Here is a 24,809-nt window from a genome sequence, read left to right as displayed (position 1 = left end):
CCCCCTGCATCGTCACACAATTGGGAATTAGAATTCTGCGCTTTGGATGGCGGCGTCTTTGGCCAGTACATCCTGGGTCATTTTTTCTTTCATGGCGTCCAGCTGGGCGGCGATCTCCTCGTCAGAGAGGGCCAGCATCTGGGCGGCCAGGATGCCCGCATTGTCCGCGCCGTCGATGGCAACAGTTGCAACCGGGATGCCCTTGGGCATCTGCACCGTGGCGAGCAGGGCATCCAACCCATCCAGGGTGGAGGATTTGATGGGGATACCGATCACCGGCAAGGCGGTGTGGGCCGCCAAAACACCGGCCAGATGGGCTGCCTTCCCCGCGGCCGCAATGATGGCGCCAAAACCGTTTTTCCGGGCATCCCGGGCAAAGGCGCAAGCCTGTTCTGGGGTGCGGTGGGCGCTCATCACATGGACTTCCACCGGAATCCCAAAGGATTTTAAGGTGCCAATGGCCCCCTTGACCACCGGCAGGTCGCTGTCGCTCCCCATGATAACCGCTACTTTTTTCTTCATGATTTTTCCCTCCATGCAACAAATAAAAGAAGCTGCGACACAATTAGGCCACAGCTTATGATTGGTTTACCCGATTCTGTTTTGATGCAGTTCGACCGCGCGCACTGCGGCCCCGAAAGAAATTTTGACGCAATTCGGCTGGTTGCTTTGACCTGCTTCAACATAAACTGAGAAAGTCATTGGCCAGCCCTCCATCCGCGTTCTATCCTCATTTTACCTTATTCCACCACAAAATTCAATCGCCCTTGACAGGCGCTGGCAAAAATTGGTGACTTCCCATAGATACTGGGGAAAAACCGGTCAAGATTTAGATAATTCGATCAAGGGCTGCCCCGGATGCTTGTGCAAAACGCTCTTACCGATGGGGTTTGCAGCGCCCCATAAAACCTGCGGCAAGATGGAATCTTGAATGAGGTTGGGGGCCATCCCCACAAAAAAAGCGGCGCAAACCCTTTGATGGGTCTGCGCCGCCGATTCCCTTCTAGGGGAAATGCGCTACATTTCGGAGGGTTTGTTCCCCTCCAGCTCCACGGCCTGGGGCTCGGTCATGACCTCTTTAAAGGAGGTGGCCAAACCGGCCAGGGACTGGATCTCGCTGGGGATGATGATCTTGGTGGCCTTGCCGTCAGCCGCCTTCTGGAAGGCTTCCAGGCCCTTGATGGTCAGCACCGCCGAAGATGGATTGGCCTCATTGAGCAGCTTAATGCTGTCCGCCAGGGCCTTCTGAACCATCATGATGGCCTCCGCCTCACCTTGGGCCTCCCGGATCTTCTGTTCCCGCACAGCCTCTGCCCGCAGGATTGCCGATTCCTTCTCGCCTTCGGCCACCAGGATCTGGCTGCGCTTCTCACCTTCCGCGCGCAGCACCGATTCTCTCTTTTCCCGCTCGGCTTTCATCTGGCGCTCCATCGCGTCCTGAATCTCCCGGGGCGGGATGATGTTTTTCAGCTCCACCCGGTTGACTTTGATGCCCCATTTGTCGGTGGCCACATCCAAAGTGGCGGTGATCTTGGTGTTGATCACGTCGCGGGAAGTCAAGGTGTTATCCAATTCCAGCTCGCCGATGATATTCCGCAGGGTGGTGGCAGTCAGGTGTTCAATGGCGGCGATGGGGCGCTCCACACCGTAGGCAAACAGCTTGGCGTCGGTGATCTGGTAGAACACCACCGTGTCAATCTGCATGGTGACATTATCCTTGGTGATCACTGGTTGGGGGTTGAAGTCTACCACCTGCTCCTTCAAGGAGACTTTTTTGGCCACCCGGTCCACAAAGGGGATGGTGAAGTGGACGCCGGTCTCCCAAGTGGCCTGATAAGCGCCCATCCGCTCCACAACGAACACGGTGGCTTGGGGGACAATTTTGATGTTGAGCACTACCATGACCATTAAAATCAGGAACAACAGCAATAGTACATACGGCATAAATTGAGTACCTCCTAAAAATTGATCTCTATTGTCACCGGCAGATACCGGAACGGTTTTCGAAAGCCAATGCGTCCCACGCCAGGAGGAGGCGGGCTTTTTCTTCCCGGAAAAGAACCATCCCTCCAAGGGCCAGTCTGCAAAAAGTGTTAAATCCGCTCCACCAATACTTTAACTCCTTCGATGGCTTTTATCAAGACTTTTTCCCCTTTTTCAAGGATTTCTCCCTCTTCGCTGCGGGCGGACCAATCCAACCCGTTGACATAGACCCGGCCTTGGGCCCGATCGTTGTCAATTTCCTCCACCACCACGCCGATCATGCCGACCAAGCTGTCCGCATTGGTGCGGGTGGGGCGCACCCGCAGGAATTTTTTCATCAGCGGGCGGGTCAGCACCAGGCAGAACAGCGATACCGCCAGGAACACCACAACCTGCCAGAAAAAGGAAAGCCCCATCAACGCCGCAGGAACTGCCGCCACGCTGCCAATGGCAAACCAAATTGCCACCAGTTGGATGGTGGCCGCCTCCAGGATCCCAAGCAGAACCGCCATCAGCAGCCAAACAAAGGGCATCCATTGCAATGCATCCATATCCTCATTACTCCTCTCAATCCAAGGCGGCGTTCTATCGGCTGCGCCGCCGGTTTATTGGGCGCCCACCAGTTCCCGTTGGTCGGCAATCCGCGCCAACTGGCGGATTCGTTCGGTTTCCTTTTCCAAGATTGCCTCCCCTACGGGGGTGATTTTATACAGTTTGCGGCGCTCAAAGGTGCGGGTCACCTCGATGAGGCCGTCGTTCTCCATCTTATAAAGGATTGTGTACACTGTGCCAGCGCCCATAGCAACCCTGCCCTCGGTCAACTCCTGCACCTGCTGCATGATGCCATAGCCGTGGTTCTCCTGCTGCAGGCAGAACAGCAGCAAAAAGCTTGCTTCAGACATGGGAAGATAGCTTTTGATCAGCCGCTCTATCTCTGCCATAGTGAATCCCTCCTTCTCGCCTATTCTATATCGTTACTCGATATATTTGTTTTCACTATACCATGTCGCGGGCCCGGTGTCAATCTGTTTTTGACCGGCAGCACAGCCGCACAGGTGCAAGGGGCCTCCATGCAGGCGCTCCGCCCTGCACCCGGCCCTTATTCAAGATTCCGTCTTGGTATTGGGATTTATGGAGCGCTGCACGCCCCCAAATCCCCAAGGTTATGCAGGGCGTTACGCACCCCTGCACCCCGCGCTCCCTTTTTTATGTGAAAGAAAGCCCAGCCCAACAAAGTTGGGCTACGAAAAAGCGCATTTAAGGGGGGCCGAGGTCTCCCCGGCGAGCTTTCGTCCCTTTCTCTCGCCAGAAAGGGACCACGGGGGTTTGGGGGCGGGCAGCGCCCCATAAACTGGGATGTGCACAAAGCCTTTGAAGTGGAAGTTTGCGGCTGGCACAAGGGCCCCTTATCCCTGTGAAGCGCAGGGATGCATAATGCCTATAAAAAAGACCGTGCGCCCACCCCCGAAGGGGTACAGGCGCACGGTCTGCAGCTGGCGGGGAAAATCCCCTAGGAAGCCAATTTTTAATGACACAGCTTTGCTGTGGCTATTAATACATGTTGCCCATGCCGGCAGGAGCTGCGGGAACGGGGTTCTCCTCTTTCTCGTCAGCCACCAGGGACTCGGTGGTCAGCACCATAGCGGCAACCGAAGCGGCGTTTTGCAGGGCGCTGCGGGTGACCTTGGTGGGATCGACGATGCCGGCTTCCATCATATCGCCATAAGTCTCGTTGTAAGCATCGAAGCCATACCCCACTTTGCCTTCCCGGGCGATGGTGTCGATGATGACCGAGCCTTCCAAGCCAGCGTTGAGGGTGATCTGGCGGATGGGCTCCTCCAGGGCTTTCATCACAATGCGCACACCGGTTTTCTCATCGCCTTCGCAGGTATCAAGCAGAGCCTTCACTGCGGGGATGGCGTTGAGGAAGGCCACGCCGCCGCCGGCGACAATGCCCTCATCTACTGCGGCCTTGGTGGCGGACAGAGCATCCTCGATGCGGAGTTTCTTCTCCTTCATCTCGATCTCGGTGGCTGCGCCGACCTTGATTACCGCTACGCCGCCAGCCAGTTTGGCCAGACGCTCCTGGAGCTTCTCTTTATCAAATTCGCTGGTGGTGGTTTCAATCTGGGCGCGGATCTGATTGACCCGGGCCTGGATGTCTTCCTGAGCGCCGGCGCCGCCGACGATGATGGTGTTCTCCTTGGTGACCTTAACCTGGCGGGCGCGGCCCAACTGTGCCAAGGTGGTGTCTTTCAGCTCATAGCCCAGCTCCTCGGAGACGACCACGCCGTCGGTGAGGATGGCGATATCCTGAAGCATCTCTTTGCGGCGGTCGCCAAAGCCGGGAGCTTTGACTGCCACACAGCTGAAGGTGCCCCGCAGGCGGTTGACAATCAGGGTGGAGAGAGCCTCGCCCTCGATGTCCTCGGCGATGATGACCAGCTTCTTGCCGGACTGAACCAGCTGCTCCAGCAGAGGCAGCAGTTCCTGGATGGAGCTGATCTTCTTATCGGTGATCAGGATGTAAGCGTCGTCCATGACCGCTTCCATCTTCTCGGTGTCGGTGACCATGTAAGGGGTGATGTAGCCCCGGTCGAACTGCATGCCCTCCACCACTTCGCTGTAGGTCTCAGCGGTCTTGGATTCCTCAATGGTGATAACCCCATCTTTGGAGACCTTCTCCATGGCTTCGGCGATCAGGGCGCCGACGGTCTCATCGCCAGAGGACACAGTGCCGACCCGGGCGATGTCCGCTGTGCCGGTGACTGCCTTGGAGTTGGCTTTCACAGCCTCCACAGCGGCGTCCACTGCCTTCTGGATGCCCTTGCGCAGCACCATGGGGTTGGCACCGGCTGCCACGTTTTTCATGCCTTCCCGCACCAGGGCCTGGGCCAACAGGGTGGCGGTGGTGGTGCCGTCGCCGGCGGCATCGTTGGTCTTGGTGGCGACCTCTTTGACCAATTGGGCGCCCATGTTCTCAAAGGCGTCAGGCAGCTCGATCTCCTTGGCGATGGTGACGCCGTCGTTGGTGATCAGCGGAGCGCCGAATTTTTTATCCAGAACCACGTTGCGGCCTTTGGGGCCCATGGTGATTTTTACAGTGTCCGCCAGCTTATCAATGCCAGCCTGCAGGGATTTTCTGGCTTCCTCGCCATATGCAATTACTTTAGCCATAGTAGATTACCTCCTACTCAAATCCAAATTGGTCCAATTATTCTACAATTGCAAGGATGTCGCTCTGACGCAGGATGGTGTATTCCTGGCCGTCGACCTTGACTTCGGTGCCGGCGTATTTGCTGATTAGCACCCGGTCGCCCGCTTTCAAGTACATGGTGACTTCCTTGCCGTCCACCAGGCCGCCGGGGCCCACAGCGATCACCTCTGCAACCTGGGGCTTCTCTTTGGCGGAGCCAGTCAGGATGATGCCGCTCTTGGTGGTTTCTTCCACCTCAACCATTTTGATGACAACGCGATCTGCAAGTGGTTTGATGGTCATGTCGATTCCTCCAGTTTATAAAAATATGTTTTGACAAATTTGTTAGCACTCTTTTTCTTTGAGTGCTAACACTATTCTACCCGCTTTTTCAGAAAAATCAAGGGGAAGGCAGTATTTTTTAACAAAATATTCAATTTTTATTGGCAGAATGGGCCGGTTTTCTGGGACGCTGCACGCCATCACACCCCACAAGGTTATGCAGACGCTCCGCCCTGTACCCGGCCTAATTCAGGGAAGGTTTCCCTGTAACCGAAGTTGTGTGGGGCGTTACTCACCCCCACGCCCCCGAGCCATACTTTTTATGCGAAAGAAGTCGCAGTCCAATAAAATTGGACTGGAAAAGCGCATTTAAGGGGGAATAGGCAACCCTCGCGTCACAGGAAAAGCCCAAACAGCCAACTTGTTGGCTGTGCCCCCATGAAAGCTCCCCCTGCTCCTTGGCGGGGTTATTTTGAAAAGTGGGCTTCTTGCAGCCCCGCGGGCATCCGCGAAGCGGAAAAATCCTCTGCCTTGGAGCGAGGGGCGCCCAGGCGTGCAAGCACACCTACTGAGGATTTTCCGAGCGCACCCATTGTGGCGCACCGATAGGGGAGCCGGGGTCTCCCCGGCGGGTTTTGCTTCCTTTTATCCGCATAAAAGGAAGTGCCGGGGGTGTGAAGGGCCGGCAGGAGGGCCCCTCATTCCTGTGGGGTGCAGGGATTCGTACCCCCGCAAGCCCACCCCAAGATGGAATCTTGAATAAAGACCTCCTGTAGCGGGATGCTTTCCCCTCCCTTCCCTTGCCTGTCAATTTATAGTACAATATCCATACAAAATCCTCTCCGCGCAGACTTATCCTACCCCAGCAGCGGGGTCATCGGAGGTCGAATCATCCCGAAGGCGCCAGAGAATCTTATGGAAAAAGGGGTTATCCTATGAAAATTCTCGCAATTGATATCGGCGGCACCGCCCTCAAAGCCGGGCTGGTAGACGAATCCGCCCAGGTCCTGGAATTCCGGGAGGCTCCCACCTTTGCCGGGGAAGGCGCGGACGCGGTGATGGAGCGGGTCGTCCGCCTGGCCAAGGAATTCTGTGGGTATGAGCGCCTGGGCATCAGCACTGCCGGGCAGATCAACCCCCACACCGGGGAGGTGATCCTGTACACCGATTCCATCCCCGGCTACACAGGGTCCAACCTGAAAACCTATTTTGAGGCCGCCCTCGGGATACCGGTGGCTGTGGACAACGACGCCAACTGCATGGCCATGGGGGAATACGCCTACGGTGCTGCCAAAGGCCATCCCGACTTTCTCAGCCTGGTGTATGGGACCGGCATTGGCGGGGCACTGGTGCAGAACGGCCGGATCTATTACGGTTCCCGTTACTCCGCCGGGGAGTTTGGCCACATGGTCACCCATTTTGGAGGTCGGGTCTGCAAATGCGGCAAGCAGGGATGCTATGAAGCTTACGCCTCTGCCTTTGCCCTCACCCGCCTCGTGGAGGAGAGGACCGGGCAGGCCCTTTCTGGCCGGGAGATTACAAAGCGGCTGGATGACCCGGTGGTTGAGGGCCTTTTCTCCCAGTGGATCGACGAGGTGTCCTGCGGCCTTGCCTCCCTCATCCACATCTTTGACCCGCCGCTGGTGGTGCTGGGCGGAGGGATCATGTCCCCGCCGCAGACCATCCGGCGGATCGAAAACCGCCTTCCCCATTTCCTGCGGGAGAGCTACCAGGGGGTACCTATCCTGGGGGCGGCGCTGGGCAACCAGGCGGGGATGCTGGGGGCTGCCCATCTGGCGATGGAGCTCCCAAATTCCCGCTGAGTCCCTGCTACCGGACAGGAATGAGGGGCCCTCCTGCCGGCCCCTTGCCACCCCCGGCACTTCCTTTTATGCGGATAAAAGGAAGCAAAACCCGCCGGGGAGACCCCGGCCCCCTATCGGTGGGTCGCAATGGGTACGCTCGGAAAATCTTTCTTAGAGGTTTCCATACCTCGAGCGAAAGATTTTTCCGCTTTCGCGGATTCCCTCGCGGGGCTGCAAGAAGCCAATTCCCCCAAATATCCCACCTAGCCGGAAGCCTGTGCAAAAATTGCCTAAAATATTACAAATTGCTGTCATTTTTGTATCCGGGGCAGAAATGACAGCTTTTTTCTACACTGTTATAGCATCGAAAAAAAAGCGAGGTGCAGCTATGGAACTGCTTTCCCTCCAAAAGGAATACTTCCAATCTGGAGCTACCCTGCCGGTGGAATTCCGCATCCGGCAGTTAAAAACGTTGTATCAAACCATTCTAGCTATGGAAGAACCCATCCAGGAAGCCCTTTTGGCCGACCTGGGCAAGTCCCAATTTGAAAGCTATGAAACCGAGATCGGTTTTGTCTTGGCGGAGATCACCCACGCCATCCGCCATTTAAAAAGCTGGGCAAGGCCAAAGGGGAGAGTCTCCCCTTTGTTTCTCTTCCCCTCAAAGGGGAGGGTTCAGCAGGTCCCCTATGGCTCGGCCTTGATCCTCTCCCCTTGGAATTACCCCTTCCAGCTGGCTGTGGCGCCTTTGGTGTCCTCCATCGCCGCCGGAAACTGCACGGTGATAAAACCCTCTGAGCTGGCGCCCCGCACCACGGAGGTCCTGGGGGAACTGATTGATTCTTGTTTTGAAAAGCGGTTCTGCGCCGTCCTCCAAGGGGGAGCGGAGACTGCCGCCCGGCTCACTGCGCTCCCCTTTGACTTCATCTTTTTCACTGGGAGCAGCCAGGTGGGCAAAAAAGTGCTGGCCGCAGCCAGTGAGCATCTCACCCCTGTGGTGCTGGAATTGGGGGGCAAAAGCCCCTGTATTGTGGATTCCACCGCCGACATCCCCTTGGCAGCCCGGCGGATCGCCTGGGGCAAGAGCCTTTGCGCCGGCCAAACCTGCGTGGCCCCCGATTACCTCTTTGTGGACCGGAAGGTCAAAGGTCAGCTGGTGGAGGGGATCGAGAGGGAGCTCCACAGCTTTTTCGGCGACCGGCCAGAGCGGAACCCCCAATATCCCAAACTGATCAACGACGCCCATTTTGAACGGATATCCGCCCTGCTCGCCCAGGGGAACCTCCTCTGTGGCGGAGGGGTCAACCAAGAGGAGAGAAAGGTCGCCCCCACCCTCATCGACCAGCTTCCGGAGGATTCCCCTCTCCTCACCGAAGAGGTGTTCGGCCCCATCCTGCCGGTTGTCACCTATGACGACCCGGCACAGATCCTCCCCTATCTGGAGGCCCGGCCCAAGCCCCTCGCCCTCTACCTTTTTACCCGGGATAAAGACCGAGAGCGGGAGATCTTATCCCGGGCCCAGTTCGGCGGCGGGTGTGTCAATGACACTGTCCTCCACCTCTCCTCCCCCGGCCTCCCCTTCGGTGGCGTGGGGGCCAGCGGCATGGGTTCCTGCCATGGCAAAGCCGGGTTTGAGGCGTTCAGCCACCCCAAATCGGTGCTCCACTCCTCCCTCCGGCTGGATCTGCCGGTGCGGTACCCGCCCTATTCCGATCACTCCTTCTCTATCCTCCGCTGCTTTCTGCGGTAGCGGTAGTAAGGGGCCGACAGGAGGGCCCCTTGCACTCCCGGCCAGGTGGTTTAAGCAAGATTCCATCTTGGAATTGGCCTTGCAGGCGCTTCGCCCTGCACCCGGCCAAATTTAGGGAAGGTTTCCCTATAACCTAAGTTGTGTGGGGCGTTACTTACCCCCCACGCCCGCGCAAGTTTTTTCACTAGGGGGAGTTTCCCTGATACCCGGTAGTCTGGGGCCTCCAGCCCCCGTGCCCCCGGCCAGGCGCCTTTTTACACGAAAAAGGCCCTGGACCCCAAAGCGTGTTTAAGGGGGAATAGGCAAACTCGCGACACAGGAAAAGCCTATTCCCCCTCAAAACTCCCCCTCTACAAAAGGCAACTTATTTTGAAAAATAGTAAAGGAAATGACCACACCAAGGGGCAGGGGGATTTTTAAGGGGGGCCGGACTTCAATTGTGTCGCGAGCAGTTCGCCCCCCCTTAAATGTGCCTTTTCCCTCCCTTTTTTCACATAAAAAAGGGAGCGTGGGGTGCAGGGGTGCGTAACGCCCTGCATAACCTCGGGGGTTTGTGGCCGGCAGGAGGGCCCCTCCGCAGGGTTTGGGAACGTGCAACGCCCCACAAAACGAAATTTTGATCGAAAGGAGCTGATTCTATGGGGATAATCCCCGCCCTCTCCCTCCTGGCTGGGGGGTTCTGCCTTCTCTTTGGGCTGATCCCCTTGTTGTTCTACGGCATTTTCCACGTGGGGGTGGCGGCCCTGCTCATCCTGGGGGGATTGCTTGTCCTCCTCCCCCTTCTATGGAAGCGGTTGGCAAAAAGCCGCCCTCTTCTTCTGATGCGGCGGGCCCTATTTTTGGCGGCCGGGGCATCCATCGCGGCGAGTGCTGCCTTTTCCATCCCCATGGCCTATGCGGCTTACGGCAATCCCCCTGGAGATAATGCCACTGTGGTGGTGCTGGGCTGCAAGGTGGAAGGGGATTCCCCTTCCCTGATGCTCCGCCGCCGGCTGGACGCCGCCCTCCCCTACCTGCAAAGTTACCCGGAAGCCCAGTGTGTCGTCGCCGGGGGCCAAGGGGAGAATGAGGATTATACCGAAGCCTATGTGATGCGAAAATACCTGGTGGAACAGGGGATCGACCCCAGCCGCATCCACATGGAGAACCGCTCCACCGACACCCGGGAAAATCTCCTCTACACCTGGGATCTGCTGGGTGGTGAGGACCGGCCCATCGCCATCGCCACCGACGGCTTCCACCAGATGCGGGGCCGGTACTATGGGAAAAGCGCAGGCTTCACCCAGATCTCCGCCCTTCCTTCCCCCACCCCTTGGGGCCTGCTGCCTAGCTATTGGGTGCGGGAATTTTTCGGCCTTTTGGTGGCTTGGCTCTTTTATTAAAAGCTATCCCATCAGCACCACCCCCAGCATCATCACCAAAATGCCCATCAAAGTCCCCCAGAGGGAGAGGCCGGACCGGCCGTAGTTCCGGGAGGTGGGCAGCAGCTCTCCAAAGGCAATGCAGACCATCAGCCCCGCCACAAAAGAGAACAGGGCCGAAAGGGCGAGCCCGCTAAGCAGGGGCCGCAGCAAAAAGTAGGTGAGCAGCGCCCCAAGGGGTTCGCTCATCCCGGAGAGAAAGGCGGCCCGTACCGCTTTCCAGCGGCTTTTGGTGGAATAGTAAATAGGGATGGAGACGCTCATCCCCTCGGGGATGTTGTGCAGGGCGATAGCCGCCATCATCGAAAGCCCCAAAGAAAGGTCGGTGTACCCGGCCATAAAGGTGACCATCCCCTCCGGCAGGTTGTGCAGAAGGATGGCCGCCGCCGAGATCACCCCCAGCCGTCCCAGCTTCCGGCGGTCGATACCCTCCCCGGGCGAAGGGGCGGCCTCAGGGGTGAGGGCGTCAATCAGCTGGGCAAAAAATATCCCCATCACCATGGGGATGAGCAGCATCACCGCCCCTTTCCCCGACCCGTAGCTCCCCACAAAGGCGGCGGCCGCTGTGGGAAGCAGGTCGGCCAGGGAGACCGTCACCATAATCCCGGCGGAAAACGCCAGGGCAAAGGACAGAAAAGCCGTGGAGGCGCCGTCGGAAAAGACCACGATCAGCCCGCCTAACCCGGTGGAAAGCCCGGCGATCAGGGACATGAGGAATGCGGTCACCGCCTGCCGATCCATGGGATCTCCCTCCTTTTTCACCAAAATTTGAAAAAAATTCTTTCTATTCATATGAATGTTTTTGTGATATAATACCCTCATACCTTATGGGGATGTTCCGTTTTTCTGGACTGTCCCCTTTTCCCCTCTGGCGCTGTGGCGCCCTTCCCTTTGCGGAATATCCTATAACCAAGGTGATGAAACGATGGCAAATTTCCAAGGGCAAGCCATTAAGGTGGTTTCCTTCAATGTAAAACGGGATATGGCCTTCAGCATCCACAAGGAAAACCGGTGGGAGCGCCGCCGGCAGCTGGTCTCGGATGTGATCCGGGCTTCCGGCGCGTCGATCATCGGGGTGCAGGAGCTGCTGCCGGAGATGAAGCTGGATGTCCAGCGCCTCCTCTCCCAGGAATACAGCGTCTTTGGCAATGGCCGCTTTTTCGGCGTCCGCCCGGAAGATGATGAGCATTCGGACATCATTGTGAAAAACGATGATGCCCAGGTTCGGTTCTGCAAGACTTTTTGGCTCTCCAAGGACCCGGAGAAGAACGGCAGCCGCGCTTATTTTTCGGTGTTCCCCCGCATCTGCACCGTAGTGGAGGTCACTTTAAAAGACACCGGCCGGCGCATCCGGGTGTTCAACACCCACTTTGACCACATCTGTTCCTTCGCCCGCAACCTGGGCGCCCAAATCATCCTAAAATACATGGATGCCTACAACCAGCGGGAACCCCTCCCCACCATTTTGATGGGGGATCTCAACGCCCGCCCGGGCAGCCGCGCCGTCAAGATCCTCAAGGAGAACCTCCACGACTACAGCACGGTTCATCTCAACGACGTGTACAGCTTCTTTGACCCAGATGCCATTTACAACACTTTCCACAACTTCTCCGGCAAGCAGAAACATGGCCGCGGCCCCATTGATTACATCTTTGTCTCCGATGATTTTGAGGTGGTAGAATCCCACATCTGGGCCGAGGACCGGGATGGCCGCTACCCCTCTGACCATTACCCCCTGGTTGCCACCCTGCGGCTCAAGGACCCTCGCCCCCTCTCCCAAGAACAGGAACAGGAAGTTTTGGGGGAATTCCCTCGGCCGGTTTTTTCCCACAATTAAAGCTGGAGCGGCTGCACCAGCCCATCAAAACCACAAGAATAAAAGATAGAGGCTGTCCCCTTGAATTTGGAGGACAGCCTCTTTCCATTTCCATTCCCGCTTAGAGGGCCTTTGTGCTGGAGGCAGGGAAGATTCCCTGGAACCCAAGTTCTGTGGGGCGCTGCACGCCCCCAAGCCCCCGGCCCTTATTCAAGATTCCATCTTGAGGTTGGCTTGTGGGGGCACGCGCCCCCACACCCGCGCAAGGGTTTTTGTGTGAAAGAAACCCTTGCCCAACTGCGTTGTGCTCTCAAAAAGCACATTTAAGGGGGGCCGAACTGCTCGCGGAATTGGTGAAGTCCGGCCCCCCTCAAAACTCCCCCTGCTCCTGGGTGGGCTACCAAGAAAAATAGACCTTTTGCAGCCCCGCGAGGGCATCCGCGCCAGCGGAAAAATCTTTCGCTCGAGGCGTGGATGAGCCTCAGGTGTGCAAGCACACCTACTAAAGATTTTCCGAGCGTTCCCATTGTGGCGCACCGATAGGGGGACCGGGGTCTCCCCGGCGGGTTTTGCTTCCTTTTATCCGCATAAAAGGAAGTGCCGGGGGTGCAAGGGGCCGGCACGAGGCCCCCTTATATCCCTGCGGGGTGCAGGGGTTCCAGGCACCCTGCATAACCTCGGGGGCGTGGGAGTGAGTAACGCCCCACAGAACTAGGCTTATCAGGGATTTCCCCTGAAAAATATAAAGCCCTGGCTGGGGGCTTGGGGGCGAAATCCCACAAAACTAAAAAGGGAGGGCCCAGGCGAACCTGTTCCCTCCCCTGCTATCCGGGAAATATTTACTTCTTGCGGACGATGGCCTTTTTAGCCTTCTCCACAATGTGCTCCGCGGTGAGGCCGAAGCGTTTGCGCAGGTAATCCTCGGGGCCCACTTCGCCGAAGGATTCCTCCACGCCGACCCGCTCCACCGGGATCAGGCGCTCCGAGACGATCACATCCGCCACCGCAGAATACAGTCCGCCGATGACGTTGTGGTTCTCACAGGTGACGATGGCGCCGGTTTCGTCGGCAGCCTTCAGGACAGCCTCCCGGTCGATGGGCTTGATGGTGAACATATCCAGAACCCGGGCGCTGATCCCCTCAGCCTCCAGCAGGGAGGCGGCTTTCAGGGCCTCCTCTACCATGATGCCACAGGCGATGAGGGTTACATCGCTGCCCTCCCGGGCGGTGACTGCTTTGCCGATGGTGAAGGTGGAGCCTTCCTCATAGACCTTGACGGCGGTTTTCCGTTTCAGGCGGATGTAGAACAGGCCGTCGGTGTCGATGATCTGGTCGATGATGCCGCCAATCATGGTGGTGTCGGTAGGCTCCACCACGGTGCAGCCGGGGATGGCGCGCATCAGTGCCACATCTTCAAAGGGCATGTGAGTGCCGCCGTTGAAGGCCGCGGTGACGCCGGGGTCAGAGCCGATGACCTTCACATTGTTCTTGCCATAAGCGCAGGAGAGGAAGATCTGGTCGTAGCAGCGGCGGGTGGCAAAGGGGCCGAAGGTGTGGGTAAAGGGGATCTTTCCGGTGGCGGAGAGACCGGCGGCAATGCCCACCATATTGGCCTCGGCGATGCCCACGTTGAGGTACCGGTCGGGGTATGCTTTGGCGAAGTTCTTCATGCTCATGGAGCTGGAGAGGTCCGCATCCAGGTACACCAGGTTTTTGTTGTCCTTGGCCCGGGCGATCAGCGCCTCGCTCAGGGCGCCGCGCATCTCTTTTGTATCTTTCACGATCTCTTTTGCAACGATCACTGCCATTATTTCGCCACCGCCTTTGCAAGTTGTTCTTCCAGCACAGCGAGGCCCTCGGCCATCTGCTCCTGGCTGATGTTGATGTGATGGTTGGAAGCGGCATTTTCCGCGAAGGAGCAGCCCTTTCCCTTCACAGTGTCCAAAACGATGCAGGTGGGTTTATCCACGCTCTTTTTGGCCTCTTCAATGGCGGTGTAAATGGCTTCTACATCGTGGCCGTTTACCGTCACGGCGTTCCAGCCGAAGGCCTCAAACCTCTGGGCAACATTGGAGAAGTCGTTGATCTCCACAATGGGGCCATCCAGCTGTTTTTTGTTCCAGTCCACAAAGGCGATCAGGTGGTTCAGTTTCTTCTGGGCGGCAAAGGAAGCTGCCTCCCAGACCTGGCCCTCCTGAATTTCTCCGTCGCCCAGGATCAGGTAGGTGTAGTTATCCCGGCCGTCCATCCGGTTGCCAAGGGCGATGCCAACTGCCATGGAGGAGCCCTGCCCCAGGGAGCCGGTGGTCATGTCGATACCGGGGGTCAGGTTGCGGTCACAGTGGCTGGGCAGGGTGGTGCCCGGCTTGTTGATGGTGAGCAGGTTTTCCATGGGGAAATAGCCCTTCATCGCCAGGGTGGAGTAGAGGATGGGGCCTGCGTGGCCTTTGGAGCACACCAGGTAATCCCGGTCTTTCCAGGCAGGGTTTTTGGGGTCGACCTTCATCACGCCGTTATACAGCACAGCGACTAGGTCGGCGATGGAAAACGCGCCGCCCACATGGCCAAATCCCAGGTGACCAAGTGCCTTTAGGGTCTCGATCCTGGCCTGTATGGCGAAGACTTCCATCTCTTGTTTGAGTTTCAAATCCATTGCTGGGCACACCTCCATAATTTTGGATAAATCAGCCTTACGGAGCCTATTATAACATTAAATCATGGAAAAGAAAGTGAAAATAACTATTTCTTCTTGCCTTTTCGAGCAATCCATACAAAATATGCAATTAACACTGCGCCCAACAGGAGAAATGCGGTCAGAATGACCACAACCCCCTGGCCCATCACGTCCCCGGTGGCGGCGGCCGGCAATGGGGGTACACCAATGTGCATCATGGCAGAAATCCCCTCCTTTCCCCCTTAGTGTGCGCCGTTTGGGGGCGGATTCTCCCCTTTCTGGGAAAAAATCCGCCTTCGCCCGATGGGGGGAAGCCCTTGCCCGGCGCGATTTTACAGTGCCCTAATGTCCACTTTTCTTGACATTCCCAATGGGATATGGTAGAGTGGAATTATTATATCGGAATTCGATATAGCATTGTATAAAACCAGTAAACGTGCATCTATGTGAGATGTCAAGGAGGTTTCCCAGTTGAAAAAATTCAAGCTCGGCGCATGCGCCGCCATTGTGGTCGGCGCCTTGATCTACATGTTTGTCAAAGCGCCCAACATCAACCCCCTCTACCCGGAAGGCGCCTTTTTTTGGTGTGTTCTGATCACCGCCTTCACCCTGGTGTGGGTGATCGCCCGGTTTGGGTCGGTGTTCACCCAGGCGGCGGAGCAGGCCACCTCCCCTTCCCTGCTCATCCCTTTTCTGAAGCTCCCCAAACTGCCGAAGGCCCTGCTGGTCGCCCCTTGGGCCCTCTTTTTCGCCGTGGTAATCGGCTCCTCGGTGTTTTTCCACTGGAAGGCCTACCGGGATCAGCTGGGCGAGCCCATCGTTAAAAAATTCTCCAGTGAGATCCAGGTGGTGGACACCAACCAGATCCCGGTGGTGGACCGCGCCCTGGCCATCAAGCTGGCCGACAAAAAATTGGGTGAAAAACCCAGCCTGGGCAGCCAGGTATACATCGGCGAACCGGTGATTCAGATGGTCAATGACAAGCTGGTATGGGTCGTTCCGCTGCACCACTCCGGTGTGTTTAAATGGCTGACCAACATGAGCGGCACCCCCGGCTATGTGGTGGTGTCGGCTACCAATGTCAACGATGTGCAGTATGTGGAGGATTTTAAGATCAAATACCACCCCAATTCCTACCTGATTCACGACCTGAACCGCCACATCCGCCTGTCAGGCGAGTGGATGGAGGGCATCACCGACGATTCCTTTGAGCTGGATGATAACGGCCAGCCCTACTGGGTGGTCTCCACCTACAAATACACCCGCGGCTTTGCCCTTCCGGAGACCACTGGCGCCATCATTGTCAACGCCACCACTGGCGAGATGGAAAAATACTCCATTGAGGAGATGCCTGAATGGGTGGACCGGGTCCAGCCGGAGGACTTCATCCTGCGGCAGATTACCAACAAAGGCGAGTACGTCAACGGCATCTTCAACTTCTCGGACAAGGACAAATACCGCCCGTCTGAGGGGCACAACATCATCTATAACAATGGCGACTGCTACCTGTTCACCGGCCTGACCAGCGTGGGCAGCGACGAAAGCGCCATCGGTTTTATCATGGTCAACATGGTCACCAAGGAGCCGCACCTGTACCAGATGAACGGCGCCACCGAGGAGGCTGCCCAGAGCTCTGCCCAAGGCAAGGTGCAGCACCTGGGGTATAAGGCGTCCTTCCCCATCATCATCAATGTGGACGGCCAGCCCACCTACTTCATGACCTTGAAGGATGCAGAGGGCTTGATTAAACAGTACGCTTTCGTCAATGTCAGCAACTACTCCTCGGTTGGGGTGGGCGAGACCATCCAAGCCGCCATGCGGGATTACCGGGTGGTGATGTCCGGCGCCGGCATGAACACCGATTTTGAGGATGGCGGAGAGCTGACCGACGTCCAGGGCACTGTGCTCCGCATTGCCAGCGAGTACAACGGCTCTGAGACTGTGTACAAGATCCTTCTCTCCGGCGACCAAGACAAGATTTTCGTTGTCTCCGCCGGTGTCAGCCAAGAGCTGGCCCTCACCCAGCCCGGGGACCATGTGTCTCTCTCCTACTACGATTTGGGCGGCCCCATCTTCCAAGGTGAAAGCTTTGACAACTTCTCCTTTGGGGAGGATGCGGTGGTCCCGGCAGAGCCAGCCGCATAACTTTTACAGGAGCAATCCCCGCCTTTTTCTACGAGAGGCGGGGATTGCTGCGTCTAAGTCTCCCCTCTTCCTCCCAACCAAAGCAACAGGGTCCGGTTCATTTTTACATTTTATCAATTTCGCTAAACTCATGCCAAAATAGCTATTCAAATTGAAAGGAACATCAAAATATGATATACTAAAATTAAGATGTTGATTAATCGGAGGTTACCCCTTATGGACTTAAAACTATTAAAAACATCAGATTTAGTATCTCTCTACTCCTCGGTCATTAAAGAATTAAAAGATAGGTCTGTAATCCGTACAAACAATGTCATTGGTGATTTGGGCAAATATTTGGCCATTGACTACTATAACAATACAGCTGGATTACCGACCTTAGCAGTTGCTCCAGTCGGCACAGAAAATATTGATGCTATTAGCCGCAAAGGAGATCGTTATAGTATTAAGTCCACAAGTGGTAATGTTACAGGTGTATTTTATGGATTGGAACCAAAAGGTTCGACCGAGCCGGACAAGCAGAAATTCGAATATGTCATAATATGTAGGTTTAATACTGACTACGAATTGGAAGAAATACTCGAAATGGACTGGAAAGTATTTTTAAAGCACAAGAGATGGCATAGCAGAATGAATGCATGGAATATACCTCTAACAAAAGAGGTCTGCAATGATTGCAAAGTAATGTTCCAAAAGTGACAGAAAAGTGGGGCAGAATTTATTAAGAAACCATCTAGTAAAATGAACCTTTTTCCCCTATAAATACAAGAGTTTCTATCGTTACGGTAAACTTCTTTCCTTCACCCCCGTTTCTGTAAGGTATGAAAAGAGACCGCCCTTGGTTGCCTTCCCCCTTTGGAACCGGTATAATAGGGGAAGTGGTTCCATATGCCCTATAGGGGAAAGGAGGTCTCTGCTCATGGACATCCCCGCCTACCTGCTGGATCGCCGCGGCATCCCCTTGGATCCCCAGCAGACCGCCGCTTTACTGGCCACCCAGGGGCCCGCCCTCCTGCTGGCAGTGCCCGGCGGCGGCAAGACCACCGTTCTGGTCAGCCGGGTGGCCCACCTGGTTCTCAACGAGGGGGTAGCACCTCAGAATATTCTCATCCTCACCTTCAACCGGGAGTCGGCCAAGGACATGGCTGCCCGGTTCCAGGCCCTGTTTGGGGAACTGATCTCCCAGACGCCCCGGTTTTCCACCATCCACAGCTTCTGTTACACTGTCCTCAAACAATATGCGTCCCTGCGGGGCCAGCCTATGCCCAGCCTGCTGGAATCCGAGCCCGGAGGCAAGGCCCGGGTCCTGCGGGAGATCGTCTCCGCCGCCACCGGGGAGTACGCCGACGAAGAGCAGGTGGAGGAGGCCCAACGGCTCATCGGCCTACTCATCAACACCATGGTCAAGCCCCAGGAGGCGGACGGTGACAAACTGGGTATGCCGGCCATCGGGCGGATTTACGCCGCCTACCAAGCCTATAAAAAAGAAAACCATCTTATGGATTACGACGATATGCTGGACTTTGTCCACATCATCTTCCGCAAGCTGCCGGACCTTCTGGAAGCCTTCCGGCGGCGGTATTCCCATGTGCTGGTGGACGAGGCGCAGGATACCTCCAAATTACAGCACGCCATCCTCTTGCAGCTGTGCACCCAGCAGGGCAACCTCTTTTTGGTGGGGGATGAAGACCAGAGCATCTACTCCTTCCGGGGGGCTTACCCTCAAGCCCTTTTGGAGTTCCCCAAGGTCTACCCCGGAGCTAAGCTTTTGAAGATGGAGCAGAATTTCCGCTGCCCTCCTTCTGTGGTGGAGGCCGCCAACTGCCTCATCGGCCACAACCGCCTGCGCTACGACAAAGGGATGTTCACCCGCCGACCGGATACCGGCCCTGTGAAAATTACCCAAATCCCCTCCTCAGAGGAACTGCCCCGCCATCTCTATGGCGCCCTCTCCCAGCTGCCCGCAGGCAAGACGGCGGCGGTCCTCTACCGCAACAATCCTTCCGCCGTGGGGCTCATCGACCTCTTTGACCGCAAGGGCCTTCCTTTTTACATCAAGGACCACAAAACCACCCTGCGCCGCCAGACCCTAACCCAGGACGTCTTGTGCATCTTGAATCTCTACTTCTCCCCCTGGGATTTGGAGAGTTTCCAGCGGGTGTATTATAAACTGGGAGCTTACATCTCCCGCGCCATGGTTCAATTCGCCATGGACAACCCCCGCACCCGGGATACCATCTTCGACCTGCTGGCGGAGTTCCCCGATTCCCAGAGGGTTAACACCGCCCGGCTGATGTTCGCCAAATACACCATCGGCCGGTTCGGCTCCATGACCCCCTCCAAAATTTTGGACGCCATCTTCTACGACCTGGGGTACTTCTCCTTTCTGGAAAAAAGCGAAAACGGCTTCCTTCTAGAACTGAACCAGCAGCGGCTGATGGCCCTTAAGCATCTGGCCGCCTCCACCTCCACCATCGAAGAATTCCTCGACCGGATCGATGCCATCGATGGGGTGATCTCTGCCGCCTCCCAAAACCGGGACGCCCCGGTGACCCTGTCCACCATCCATTCGGCCAAGGGATTGGAGTTTGACTACGTCTATATCATCGATCCATTGGAGGGGGTGCTACCCTCCACCATGGCCATTGAGCGCCACCTCTCCCGCGACCCGGAACTGCTGGAGGAGGAGACCCGGCTCTTCTATGTGGCCATCACCCGGGCCCGGGAACAACTGGAAATCCTGGTCCCGGCCTCTGCGGGGGGATCATCCCTCTCCCCCTCCCGGTTCCTCTCCATGCTAAAGCCCGACGACAGCGCCGCCCTCTTTGAGCATTACGGATTACAGGCGGGCCGCCGGGTGATGCACCGGTATTTTGGGCTGGGGGTGGTCGCCGCCCTGGATTTTGAGAAGCGGACCTTCACCGCCCGGTTTGCCAAACTGGGGATCAAAACCCTGACGGTGGATATTTTGGAAAACCCCGACACCTGCAAACTGCTGGAAAGTTAACAGGAAAGCCCAGGACTTTCAACCCCCGCACCCGGATATGCAGGGCGCCTAGCACCCCAACAAGATTCCATCTTGAAATTGGTTTGTGGGGGCACGCGCCCCCACGCCCGCGCAAGGGTTTTTGTGTGAAAGAAACCCTTGTCCAACTGCGTTGTGCTCTCGAAAAGCACACTTAAGGGGGGCCGAACTGCTCGCGGCACAGTCGAAGTCAGTACGGTCAGCGTTAGCTGACTGTGCCCCCTCAAAACTCCCCCTCTGCTTAGGTGGGGTTATTTTGAAAAGTGGGCTTCTTGCAGCCCCGCGAGGGCATCCGCGGCAGCGGAAAAATCTTTCGCTCGAGGTGGGGAAACCTCTAAGAAAGATTTTCCGAGCGCACCCATTGCGGCGATGTGGGGGGCCGGGGTCTCCCCGGCGAGCTTTCGTCCCTTTCTCTCGCTAGAAAGGGACCACGGGGGTTTAGGGGCGTGCAGCGCCCCTTGTTTTCACAGGACGTGTGGGTGCGCAGGGATCTGCTTCCACAAAAGAATCCCCTTCCTGACCTGGGTCAGGAAGGGGATTCTTTTTATTATTTTCCAGTATCAATCCACAAGGTCGTGGGCATCTACGGCGTAATCCCTGGTAGCCAAGGGGAGGTTCTTCCGGCGCAGCCGCCGCTCGGCAAAGGCACGGATGTTGGAGTAAATCACCGCGAAGGTGGGCACCCCGATAAACATCCCTACAAACCCGAACAAGCCGCCGAACAGCATGATGGAAAACACCACCCAAAAGGCGGAAAGCCCAGTGGACTGTCCCAGGATTTTGGGGCCCAGGATGTTGCCGTCAAACTGCTGCAGCACCAGGATGAACAAAGCCAAAAACAGCGCCTTGATAGGGCTGACCGTCAGCATGATAAACACCGAGGGGATCGCCCCGATAAACGGGCCGAAATAGGGGATCACGTTGGTGACCCCGACGATGACGCTGATCAGCATGGCATAGGGCATGCGGAAAACGCTCAGGCAGGCAAAACAGATCAGCCCGATGATCAGGGAATCCAGGATTTTGCCGGTGATAAACCCGCTGAAAATCGCGTGGCTGTCCCTGGTCTGGCGGAGGATTTCATCCACCGTATCCTTTTCAAACAAAGCGTACAGCAGTTTTTTGGCCTGGGCGAAAAACCGCTCCTTGCCCATAAACATATACACCGAGATGATGAGGCCAAGCACCCAGTTGAGCACCCCAGCTGAGAATTTTACGGTGAAGTCCATCAGCACTGGCAGGGTTGCCCGCAGGACGGCATACAGGGAATTGAGGGCATCTTCAAAGCTGATTACCAAGCTGTCCACCACATCGGAGGGGAGATCCACCGAGTTGGTTTCCGCCACAATCTGACGGATAATCCCCTCTATGGAACCCAAATAGGAGGGAATGCGGGAGGCCAGGTTGTAGACGCTCTCCACAATCTGGGGGATCACGCTGCTGAAGAACACGCCGATGGTAAAAAAGGCAAACAAATAGGTTAAAAAAATGGACAGTGCCCGCCGCAGTTTATAACTGCCTCGATCCCCAAACAATGGGGGAAAGATCTTCGATTCAATGAAGTGCAGCACCGGGTTCAGGATATAGGCCATAACAAAGCCATAGATAAACGGCATCAACAGGTTGATGATTTTCATCGTCATCCCCATCAGCCATTGGAAATTCAACACCCCTGCCAAAAAGACAATGGAGGCGACCACCACCAAAAAGGCGTAGACCGCTATGGTGTTGTATTTCCGGTTCCATTCAATTTTCAACTTCACGACTCCTTCCCAACAGATTGCCGGTACGGTCTTAGTATACTCGATCTGGGGAAAAAAAGCCAGATGGATTGGAAAAAATTTGCTATTCCTTTACAAACACCGCCGCCTCGCCTTAGTGCACATCGGGAAGCCATCCCATCGGATGCAGCTGCTTAGCCTTCCACCAGTTCGCACCAGGCGTCGGTATCCGCCGCCAACTGGACCCGCTTCTCCTCCAGCAGGGCGCAGTGCTCCTGGAGCTTTTGGTAATCCCCTGCGATCTCCGGGTCGGCAAGGCCCGCCTCCAGGGCGGCAATCTCCTCCTCCGCCGCGGCGATCCGCTCCTCCAGCTGGGCGATCTTCCGCTTGCGGGCGGCGTCCTCGCTGCGCTGGCGCTTGGTGCGGTGATAAGAAGTCTCCGGTTTGTCTTCTTTCTTCTCCACCGGGCGGGAAGCTGCTGCAAAAGCTGCCTGTTCCCGCTTTTTCTCCACATACTCCTCGTACCTGCCGCTGTAGGACACCAGCCGGTCGGGGAACATCTCAATGATCTTTGTGGGGAATTTGTTGAGGAGGTACCGGTCGTGGGAGACCAATATCACCGTGCCTGTGTACTCCCCCAAGGCCTTGTCCAGCACCTCTTTGCTCATCAGATCCAGATGGTTGGTGGGCTCGTCCAGGATCAGCACATTGGCGTGCTGGAGCATCATGATGGCGAATTTCAGCTTGGCTTTCTCCCCGCCGGAGAGGTCAGAGACCAGTTTGTAGCAGTCCTCCCCCCGGATGAGCACATTGCCCAGCACGGTGCGGACCTCCACCTCCAGCATGTGGGGGTAACGGTCCCACAGCTCATCCAGCACCGTTTTTTGGCTGTTGAGGAGGATGTCCTCCTGCTCATAGTAGGCGATTTTGGTGTTTTTGCCCCACTCCACCCGGCCGTGGCGGACGGGGATCAGCCCCTGCACCGCTTTGAGCAGGGAGGACTTGCCCACCCCGTTGGCGCCGATGAGGGCGATTTTCTCCCCCCGCATCACGTCGAGATCGAGGCTTTCAAACAGCACCTTGGCGCTCTCCCCCCAGCCCACGCCGATGGAGAGGTCGGAAACATGGAGCACATCCTTCACCGGCTCCAGCTCATAGGTGAACCGCATTTTAGCCGATTTCACCGGGGGGTTGGGCTTCTCCACCAGCTCCATGTGCTCAATGGCCTTGCGCTTGCTTTTGGCGCTTTTTGCGGTGGTGGCCCGGACGATGTTCTTGTCCACATACTCCTGCAAGCGGGCGATCTCCGCCTGCTGCTGGTCGTATTCCTTCTGCTGGCGCTCCAGCCGCTCGTCCTTGAGGGCCACGTACTTGGTGTAGTTGCCTGGGTAGCGGATGAGCTTGTGGTATTCGATCTCACAGACGCTGGTCACCAGGCTATCCAGGAAGTACCGGTCGTGGGAGACGATCAAAAGGCCGCCTTTGTAGGTTTTCAGGTATTCCTCCAGCCAGATGAGGGTTTTAAAATCCAGATGGTTGGTGGGCTCGTCCAGGATCAGCAGGTCCGGGGCCTCCAGCAGCAGCTTGCACAGAGCCAGGCGGGTTTTTTCCCCGCCGGAGAGGTTGTCGATCAAAGTGTCCCGGTCCCGGCCGGCAAACCCCATGCCGTTGAGGATGGTGTTGATCTTCACGTCGATCTGGTACCCATCCCCCGCCTCAAACTCCGCCTGCATGGCGGCGTACCGCTGGGCGAGGTCATGGTAGGCACCGGTGCTGTGGTCAGAAAGGGAGGCCATCTCCCCCTCCACCCGGCGCATCTCCTCCTCCAAGGCGAGCAGATGGGAAAAGACGCTTCGCAGCTCCTGCCCTATGGTGTTGCCCCGGGAGAGGCCGCTGTTCTGCCGCAGAAAGCCAAAGGTCTTGCCGCCGGTCCGGGCGATGACCCCTTCGTCTGCATCCAGGTCGCCCACGATGATATTGAGCAGGGTGGATTTTCCCGCCCCATTGACGCCGATGAGACCAACCCGATCGGAATCCTCCAATTTTAAATTCACATGGTCGAGAATCAAGGTCCCGCCATAGTATTTTGTCACGTTTTCCAGGGATAACAGCATTGGTATTCTCCTATAGCAAATGTCAGATTAAAACGGATGAAAGAGAGTTTGCCGCGGACGGGGCTCCTCAGCCCCTGGACAAACCGATACGGCCGGACCGATTAGGATTTTCCGGCACTGGCAGGCGATGGGGGCCAGCTTCCCCCAGAATGGAAAAAGAGCCTGTCCTTTTTATTGTAGCCTGTTCCGGGCAAAAAGTCCACTCCCCTGGCGCTTGGGAGCCCGGATTTTCCCTTGTATCCGGCGGTGCAAAGCAAAGATATTGTCGTTCTTCCCTGGCGTTTGGGGTCTAACTATGCTACAATAATCGCAACGCGATTATTGGGGAAGAAATTTCTTTCGGGCGAAGCGCCCTCCTGGGGCAAAGCCCCACCGAAATTTTTCCTGTTTGTGCAGACTTCATGCTGCAATAATCGCAACGTGATTATTGGGAAGAAATTTGCCGCCCAATGTTACAAACAGAGCTTGCGGCACGTTTCACCGGGAGTTTTCTCGGCCATATTACCATTTACATCAAAAGAAGGGGGCTGCCCCTTTTTCCTGGAGGCAACTATGCTGCAAAAAAATCAGATCATCCCCCTGACCATCACCGACATCACCCACGAAGGCCAAGGGGTGGGCCATCACGAGGGGATCGCCGTCTTTGTCCCCATGACCGCCGTGGGGGACCAGTTGAAAGTCCGGGTGGTCAAGGTTTTAAAAAACTACTGCTTTGGCAAGGTGGAAGAGATCCTCTCCCCCTCTCCCAACCGGGTGGAAAACGACTGTCCTGTTTACCGCCGCTGCGGCGGATGCAGTTTCCGCCACCTCTCCTACGAGGAGGAACAGCGGTTTAAAAACAACTGGGTGTTTGAGAACTTCCGGCGGATCGGCGGGG

The 24,809-nt window shown here is 56.6% G+C and carries 20 protein-coding genes; 8 read left to right on the top strand and 12 right to left on the bottom strand.

The features are described 5' to 3' along the window. Positions 1 to 27 precede the first annotated feature (27 nt). The 6 genes from purE to BQ5353_RS11780 form a co-directional block, all read right to left on the bottom strand. Complete coding sequence (purE, locus tag BQ5353_RS11805; RefSeq protein ID WP_071428329.1) at positions 28 to 522, bottom strand: 5-(carboxyamino)imidazole ribonucleotide mutase; 495 nt, start codon at positions 520 to 522, stop codon at positions 28 to 30. 495 nt (positions 523 to 1,017) lie between these two features. Then, a complete protein-coding gene (locus BQ5353_RS11800) occupies positions 1,018 to 1,944 on the bottom strand; it encodes an SPFH domain-containing protein (RefSeq protein WP_071428328.1) in 927 nt (308 codons plus the stop codon). Positions 1,945 to 2,093: 149 nt separating this feature from the next. Beyond that, a complete protein-coding gene (locus BQ5353_RS11795; protein WP_054332211.1) occupies positions 2,094 to 2,534 on the bottom strand; it encodes an NfeD family protein in 441 nt (146 codons plus the stop codon). A 54-nt stretch (positions 2,535 to 2,588) separates the two neighbouring features. Further along, positions 2,589 to 2,924, bottom strand: a complete 336-nt coding sequence (locus tag BQ5353_RS11790) for a PadR family transcriptional regulator (RefSeq protein ID WP_054332210.1) — start codon at positions 2,922 to 2,924, stop codon at positions 2,589 to 2,591. A 610-nt stretch (positions 2,925 to 3,534) separates the two neighbouring features. Next, complete coding sequence (gene groL / locus BQ5353_RS11785) at positions 3,535 to 5,160, bottom strand: chaperonin GroEL (protein WP_071428327.1); 1,626 nt, start codon at positions 5,158 to 5,160, stop codon at positions 3,535 to 3,537. Positions 5,161 to 5,197: 37 nt separating this feature from the next. Continuing rightward, complete coding sequence (locus BQ5353_RS11780) at positions 5,198 to 5,482, bottom strand: co-chaperone GroES (protein ID WP_054332209.1); 285 nt, start codon at positions 5,480 to 5,482, stop codon at positions 5,198 to 5,200. A gap of 914 nt (positions 5,483 to 6,396) precedes the next feature. Between BQ5353_RS11780 and BQ5353_RS11775 the strand changes: the two genes are divergently transcribed. The 3 genes from BQ5353_RS11775 (at position 6,397) to BQ5353_RS11765 (ending at position 10,398) form a co-directional block, all read left to right on the top strand. Then, positions 6,397 to 7,284, top strand: coding sequence for an ROK family protein (locus BQ5353_RS11775; RefSeq protein ID WP_054332208.1), 888 nt, complete (start codon positions 6,397 to 6,399; stop codon positions 7,282 to 7,284). A gap of 370 nt (positions 7,285 to 7,654) precedes the next feature. Then, positions 7,655 to 9,016, top strand: a complete 1,362-nt coding sequence (locus tag BQ5353_RS11770) for an aldehyde dehydrogenase (RefSeq protein WP_071428326.1) — start codon at positions 7,655 to 7,657, stop codon at positions 9,014 to 9,016. A 638-nt stretch (positions 9,017 to 9,654) separates the two neighbouring features. Continuing rightward, positions 9,655 to 10,398, top strand: coding sequence for a YdcF family protein (locus BQ5353_RS11765; RefSeq protein ID WP_054332207.1), 744 nt, complete (start codon positions 9,655 to 9,657; stop codon positions 10,396 to 10,398). Between the two features lie 3 nt (positions 10,399 to 10,401). Here the strand turns inward: BQ5353_RS11765 and zupT are convergent, their stop codons facing one another. Next, positions 10,402 to 11,178 carry a zinc transporter ZupT gene (gene zupT, locus BQ5353_RS11760; protein WP_071428325.1) on the bottom strand — a complete coding sequence of 259 codons (777 nt, stop codon included), beginning with the start codon at positions 11,176 to 11,178 and terminating at the stop codon, positions 10,402 to 10,404. A gap of 184 nt (positions 11,179 to 11,362) precedes the next feature. On the opposite strand from zupT, the gene BQ5353_RS11755 reads away from it, so the two are divergent. After that, complete coding sequence (locus BQ5353_RS11755; RefSeq protein ID WP_071428324.1) at positions 11,363 to 12,274, top strand: endonuclease/exonuclease/phosphatase family protein; 912 nt, start codon at positions 11,363 to 11,365, stop codon at positions 12,272 to 12,274. Between the two features lie 818 nt (positions 12,275 to 13,092). On the opposite strand, the gene BQ5353_RS11750 is transcribed toward BQ5353_RS11755, so the two are convergent. The 3 genes from BQ5353_RS11750 to BQ5353_RS12940 all read right to left on the bottom strand — a co-directional run bounded on the left by BQ5353_RS11750 (position 13,093) and on the right by BQ5353_RS12940 (position 15,145). Then, positions 13,093 to 14,061 carry a transketolase family protein gene (locus BQ5353_RS11750; RefSeq protein ID WP_054332202.1) on the bottom strand — a complete coding sequence of 323 codons (969 nt, stop codon included), beginning with the start codon at positions 14,059 to 14,061 and terminating at the stop codon, positions 13,093 to 13,095. Next, positions 14,061 to 14,906 carry a transketolase gene (locus BQ5353_RS11745; protein WP_054332201.1) on the bottom strand — a complete coding sequence of 282 codons (846 nt, stop codon included), beginning with the start codon at positions 14,904 to 14,906 and terminating at the stop codon, positions 14,061 to 14,063. Before BQ5353_RS11745 ends, BQ5353_RS11750 begins: the two co-directional genes overlap by 1 nt. An 86-nt stretch (positions 14,907 to 14,992) precedes the next feature. After that, positions 14,993 to 15,145: a hypothetical protein gene (locus tag BQ5353_RS12940; RefSeq protein WP_153801634.1), complete on the bottom strand. Its 153-nt coding sequence runs from the start codon at positions 15,143 to 15,145 to the stop codon at positions 14,993 to 14,995. A gap of 253 nt (positions 15,146 to 15,398) precedes the next feature. On the opposite strand from BQ5353_RS12940, the gene BQ5353_RS11740 reads away from it, so the two are divergent. The 3 genes from BQ5353_RS11740 to BQ5353_RS11730 all read left to right on the top strand — a co-directional run bounded on the left by BQ5353_RS11740 (position 15,399) and on the right by BQ5353_RS11730 (position 20,079). After that, positions 15,399 to 17,072 carry a hypothetical protein gene (locus BQ5353_RS11740; RefSeq protein WP_071428323.1) on the top strand — a complete coding sequence of 558 codons (1,674 nt, stop codon included), beginning with the start codon at positions 15,399 to 15,401 and terminating at the stop codon, positions 17,070 to 17,072. Between the two features lie 216 nt (positions 17,073 to 17,288). Continuing rightward, a complete protein-coding gene (locus BQ5353_RS11735; RefSeq protein WP_054332198.1) occupies positions 17,289 to 17,771 on the top strand; it encodes a hypothetical protein in 483 nt (160 codons plus the stop codon). Between the two features lie 220 nt (positions 17,772 to 17,991). Then, positions 17,992 to 20,079 (top strand): ATP-dependent helicase, encoded by a 2,088-nt coding sequence (locus tag BQ5353_RS11730; RefSeq protein WP_071428322.1) that lies wholly within the window; start codon positions 17,992 to 17,994, stop codon positions 20,077 to 20,079. A 578-nt stretch (positions 20,080 to 20,657) separates the two neighbouring features. Here the strand turns inward: BQ5353_RS11730 and BQ5353_RS11725 are convergent. After that, positions 20,658 to 21,854, bottom strand: coding sequence for an AI-2E family transporter (locus BQ5353_RS11725; protein WP_054332196.1), 1,197 nt, complete (start codon positions 21,852 to 21,854; stop codon positions 20,658 to 20,660). 158 nt (positions 21,855 to 22,012) lie between these two features. Further along, positions 22,013 to 23,932: an ABC-F family ATP-binding cassette domain-containing protein gene (locus BQ5353_RS11720; protein ID WP_071428321.1), complete on the bottom strand. Its 1,920-nt coding sequence runs from the start codon at positions 23,930 to 23,932 to the stop codon at positions 22,013 to 22,015. A gap of 552 nt (positions 23,933 to 24,484) precedes the next feature. Here BQ5353_RS11720 and BQ5353_RS11715 point away from each other — a divergent pair. Next, positions 24,485 to 24,809, top strand: a 325-nt coding sequence (locus tag BQ5353_RS11715) for a TRAM domain-containing protein (protein WP_143117272.1), incomplete at its 3' end; no start/stop codon positions are given.

Source organism: Merdimmobilis hominis (genome assembly GCF_900104615.1).
GTDB lineage: Bacteria > Bacillota > Clostridia > Oscillospirales > Ruminococcaceae > Merdimmobilis > Merdimmobilis hominis.
This window is presented reverse-complemented; position numbering and strand designations above follow the sequence as displayed.

Bases quoted from the DNA above. Each gene is read 5' to 3' on its own strand.
- purE (WP_071428329.1), bottom strand. From the start codon at position 522: ATGAAGAAAAAAGTAGCGGTTATCATGGGGAGCGACAGCGACCTGCCG.
- BQ5353_RS11800 (WP_071428328.1), bottom strand. From the start codon at position 1,944: ATGCCGTATGTACTATTGCTGTTGTTCCTGATTTTAATGGTCATGGTA.
- BQ5353_RS11795 (WP_054332211.1), bottom strand. From the start codon at position 2,534: ATGGATGCATTGCAATGGATGCCCTTTGTTTGGCTGCTGATGGCGGTT.
- BQ5353_RS11790 (WP_054332210.1), bottom strand. From the start codon at position 2,924: ATGGCAGAGATAGAGCGGCTGATCAAAAGCTATCTTCCCATGTCTGAA.
- groL (WP_071428327.1), bottom strand. From the start codon at position 5,160: ATGGCTAAAGTAATTGCATATGGCGAGGAAGCCAGAAAATCCCTGCAG.
- BQ5353_RS11780 (WP_054332209.1), bottom strand. From the start codon at position 5,482: ATGACCATCAAACCACTTGCAGATCGCGTTGTCATCAAAATGGTTGAG.
- BQ5353_RS11775 (WP_054332208.1), top strand. From the start codon at position 6,397: ATGAAAATTCTCGCAATTGATATCGGCGGCACCGCCCTCAAAGCCGGG.
- BQ5353_RS11770 (WP_071428326.1), top strand. From the start codon at position 7,655: ATGGAACTGCTTTCCCTCCAAAAGGAATACTTCCAATCTGGAGCTACC.
- BQ5353_RS11765 (WP_054332207.1), top strand. From the start codon at position 9,655: ATGGGGATAATCCCCGCCCTCTCCCTCCTGGCTGGGGGGTTCTGCCTT.
- zupT (WP_071428325.1), bottom strand. From the start codon at position 11,178: ATGGATCGGCAGGCGGTGACCGCATTCCTCATGTCCCTGATCGCCGGG.
- BQ5353_RS11755 (WP_071428324.1), top strand. From the start codon at position 11,363: ATGGCAAATTTCCAAGGGCAAGCCATTAAGGTGGTTTCCTTCAATGTA.
- BQ5353_RS11750 (WP_054332202.1), bottom strand. From the start codon at position 14,061: ATGGCAGTGATCGTTGCAAAAGAGATCGTGAAAGATACAAAAGAGATG.
- BQ5353_RS11745 (WP_054332201.1), bottom strand. From the start codon at position 14,906: ATGGATTTGAAACTCAAACAAGAGATGGAAGTCTTCGCCATACAGGCC.
- BQ5353_RS12940 (WP_153801634.1), bottom strand. From the start codon at position 15,145: ATGATGCACATTGGTGTACCCCCATTGCCGGCCGCCGCCACCGGGGAC.
- BQ5353_RS11735 (WP_054332198.1), top strand. From the start codon at position 17,289: ATGGACTTAAAACTATTAAAAACATCAGATTTAGTATCTCTCTACTCC.
- BQ5353_RS11730 (WP_071428322.1), top strand. From the start codon at position 17,992: ATGGACATCCCCGCCTACCTGCTGGATCGCCGCGGCATCCCCTTGGAT.
- BQ5353_RS11720 (WP_071428321.1), bottom strand. From the start codon at position 23,932: ATGCTGTTATCCCTGGAAAACGTGACAAAATACTATGGCGGGACCTTG.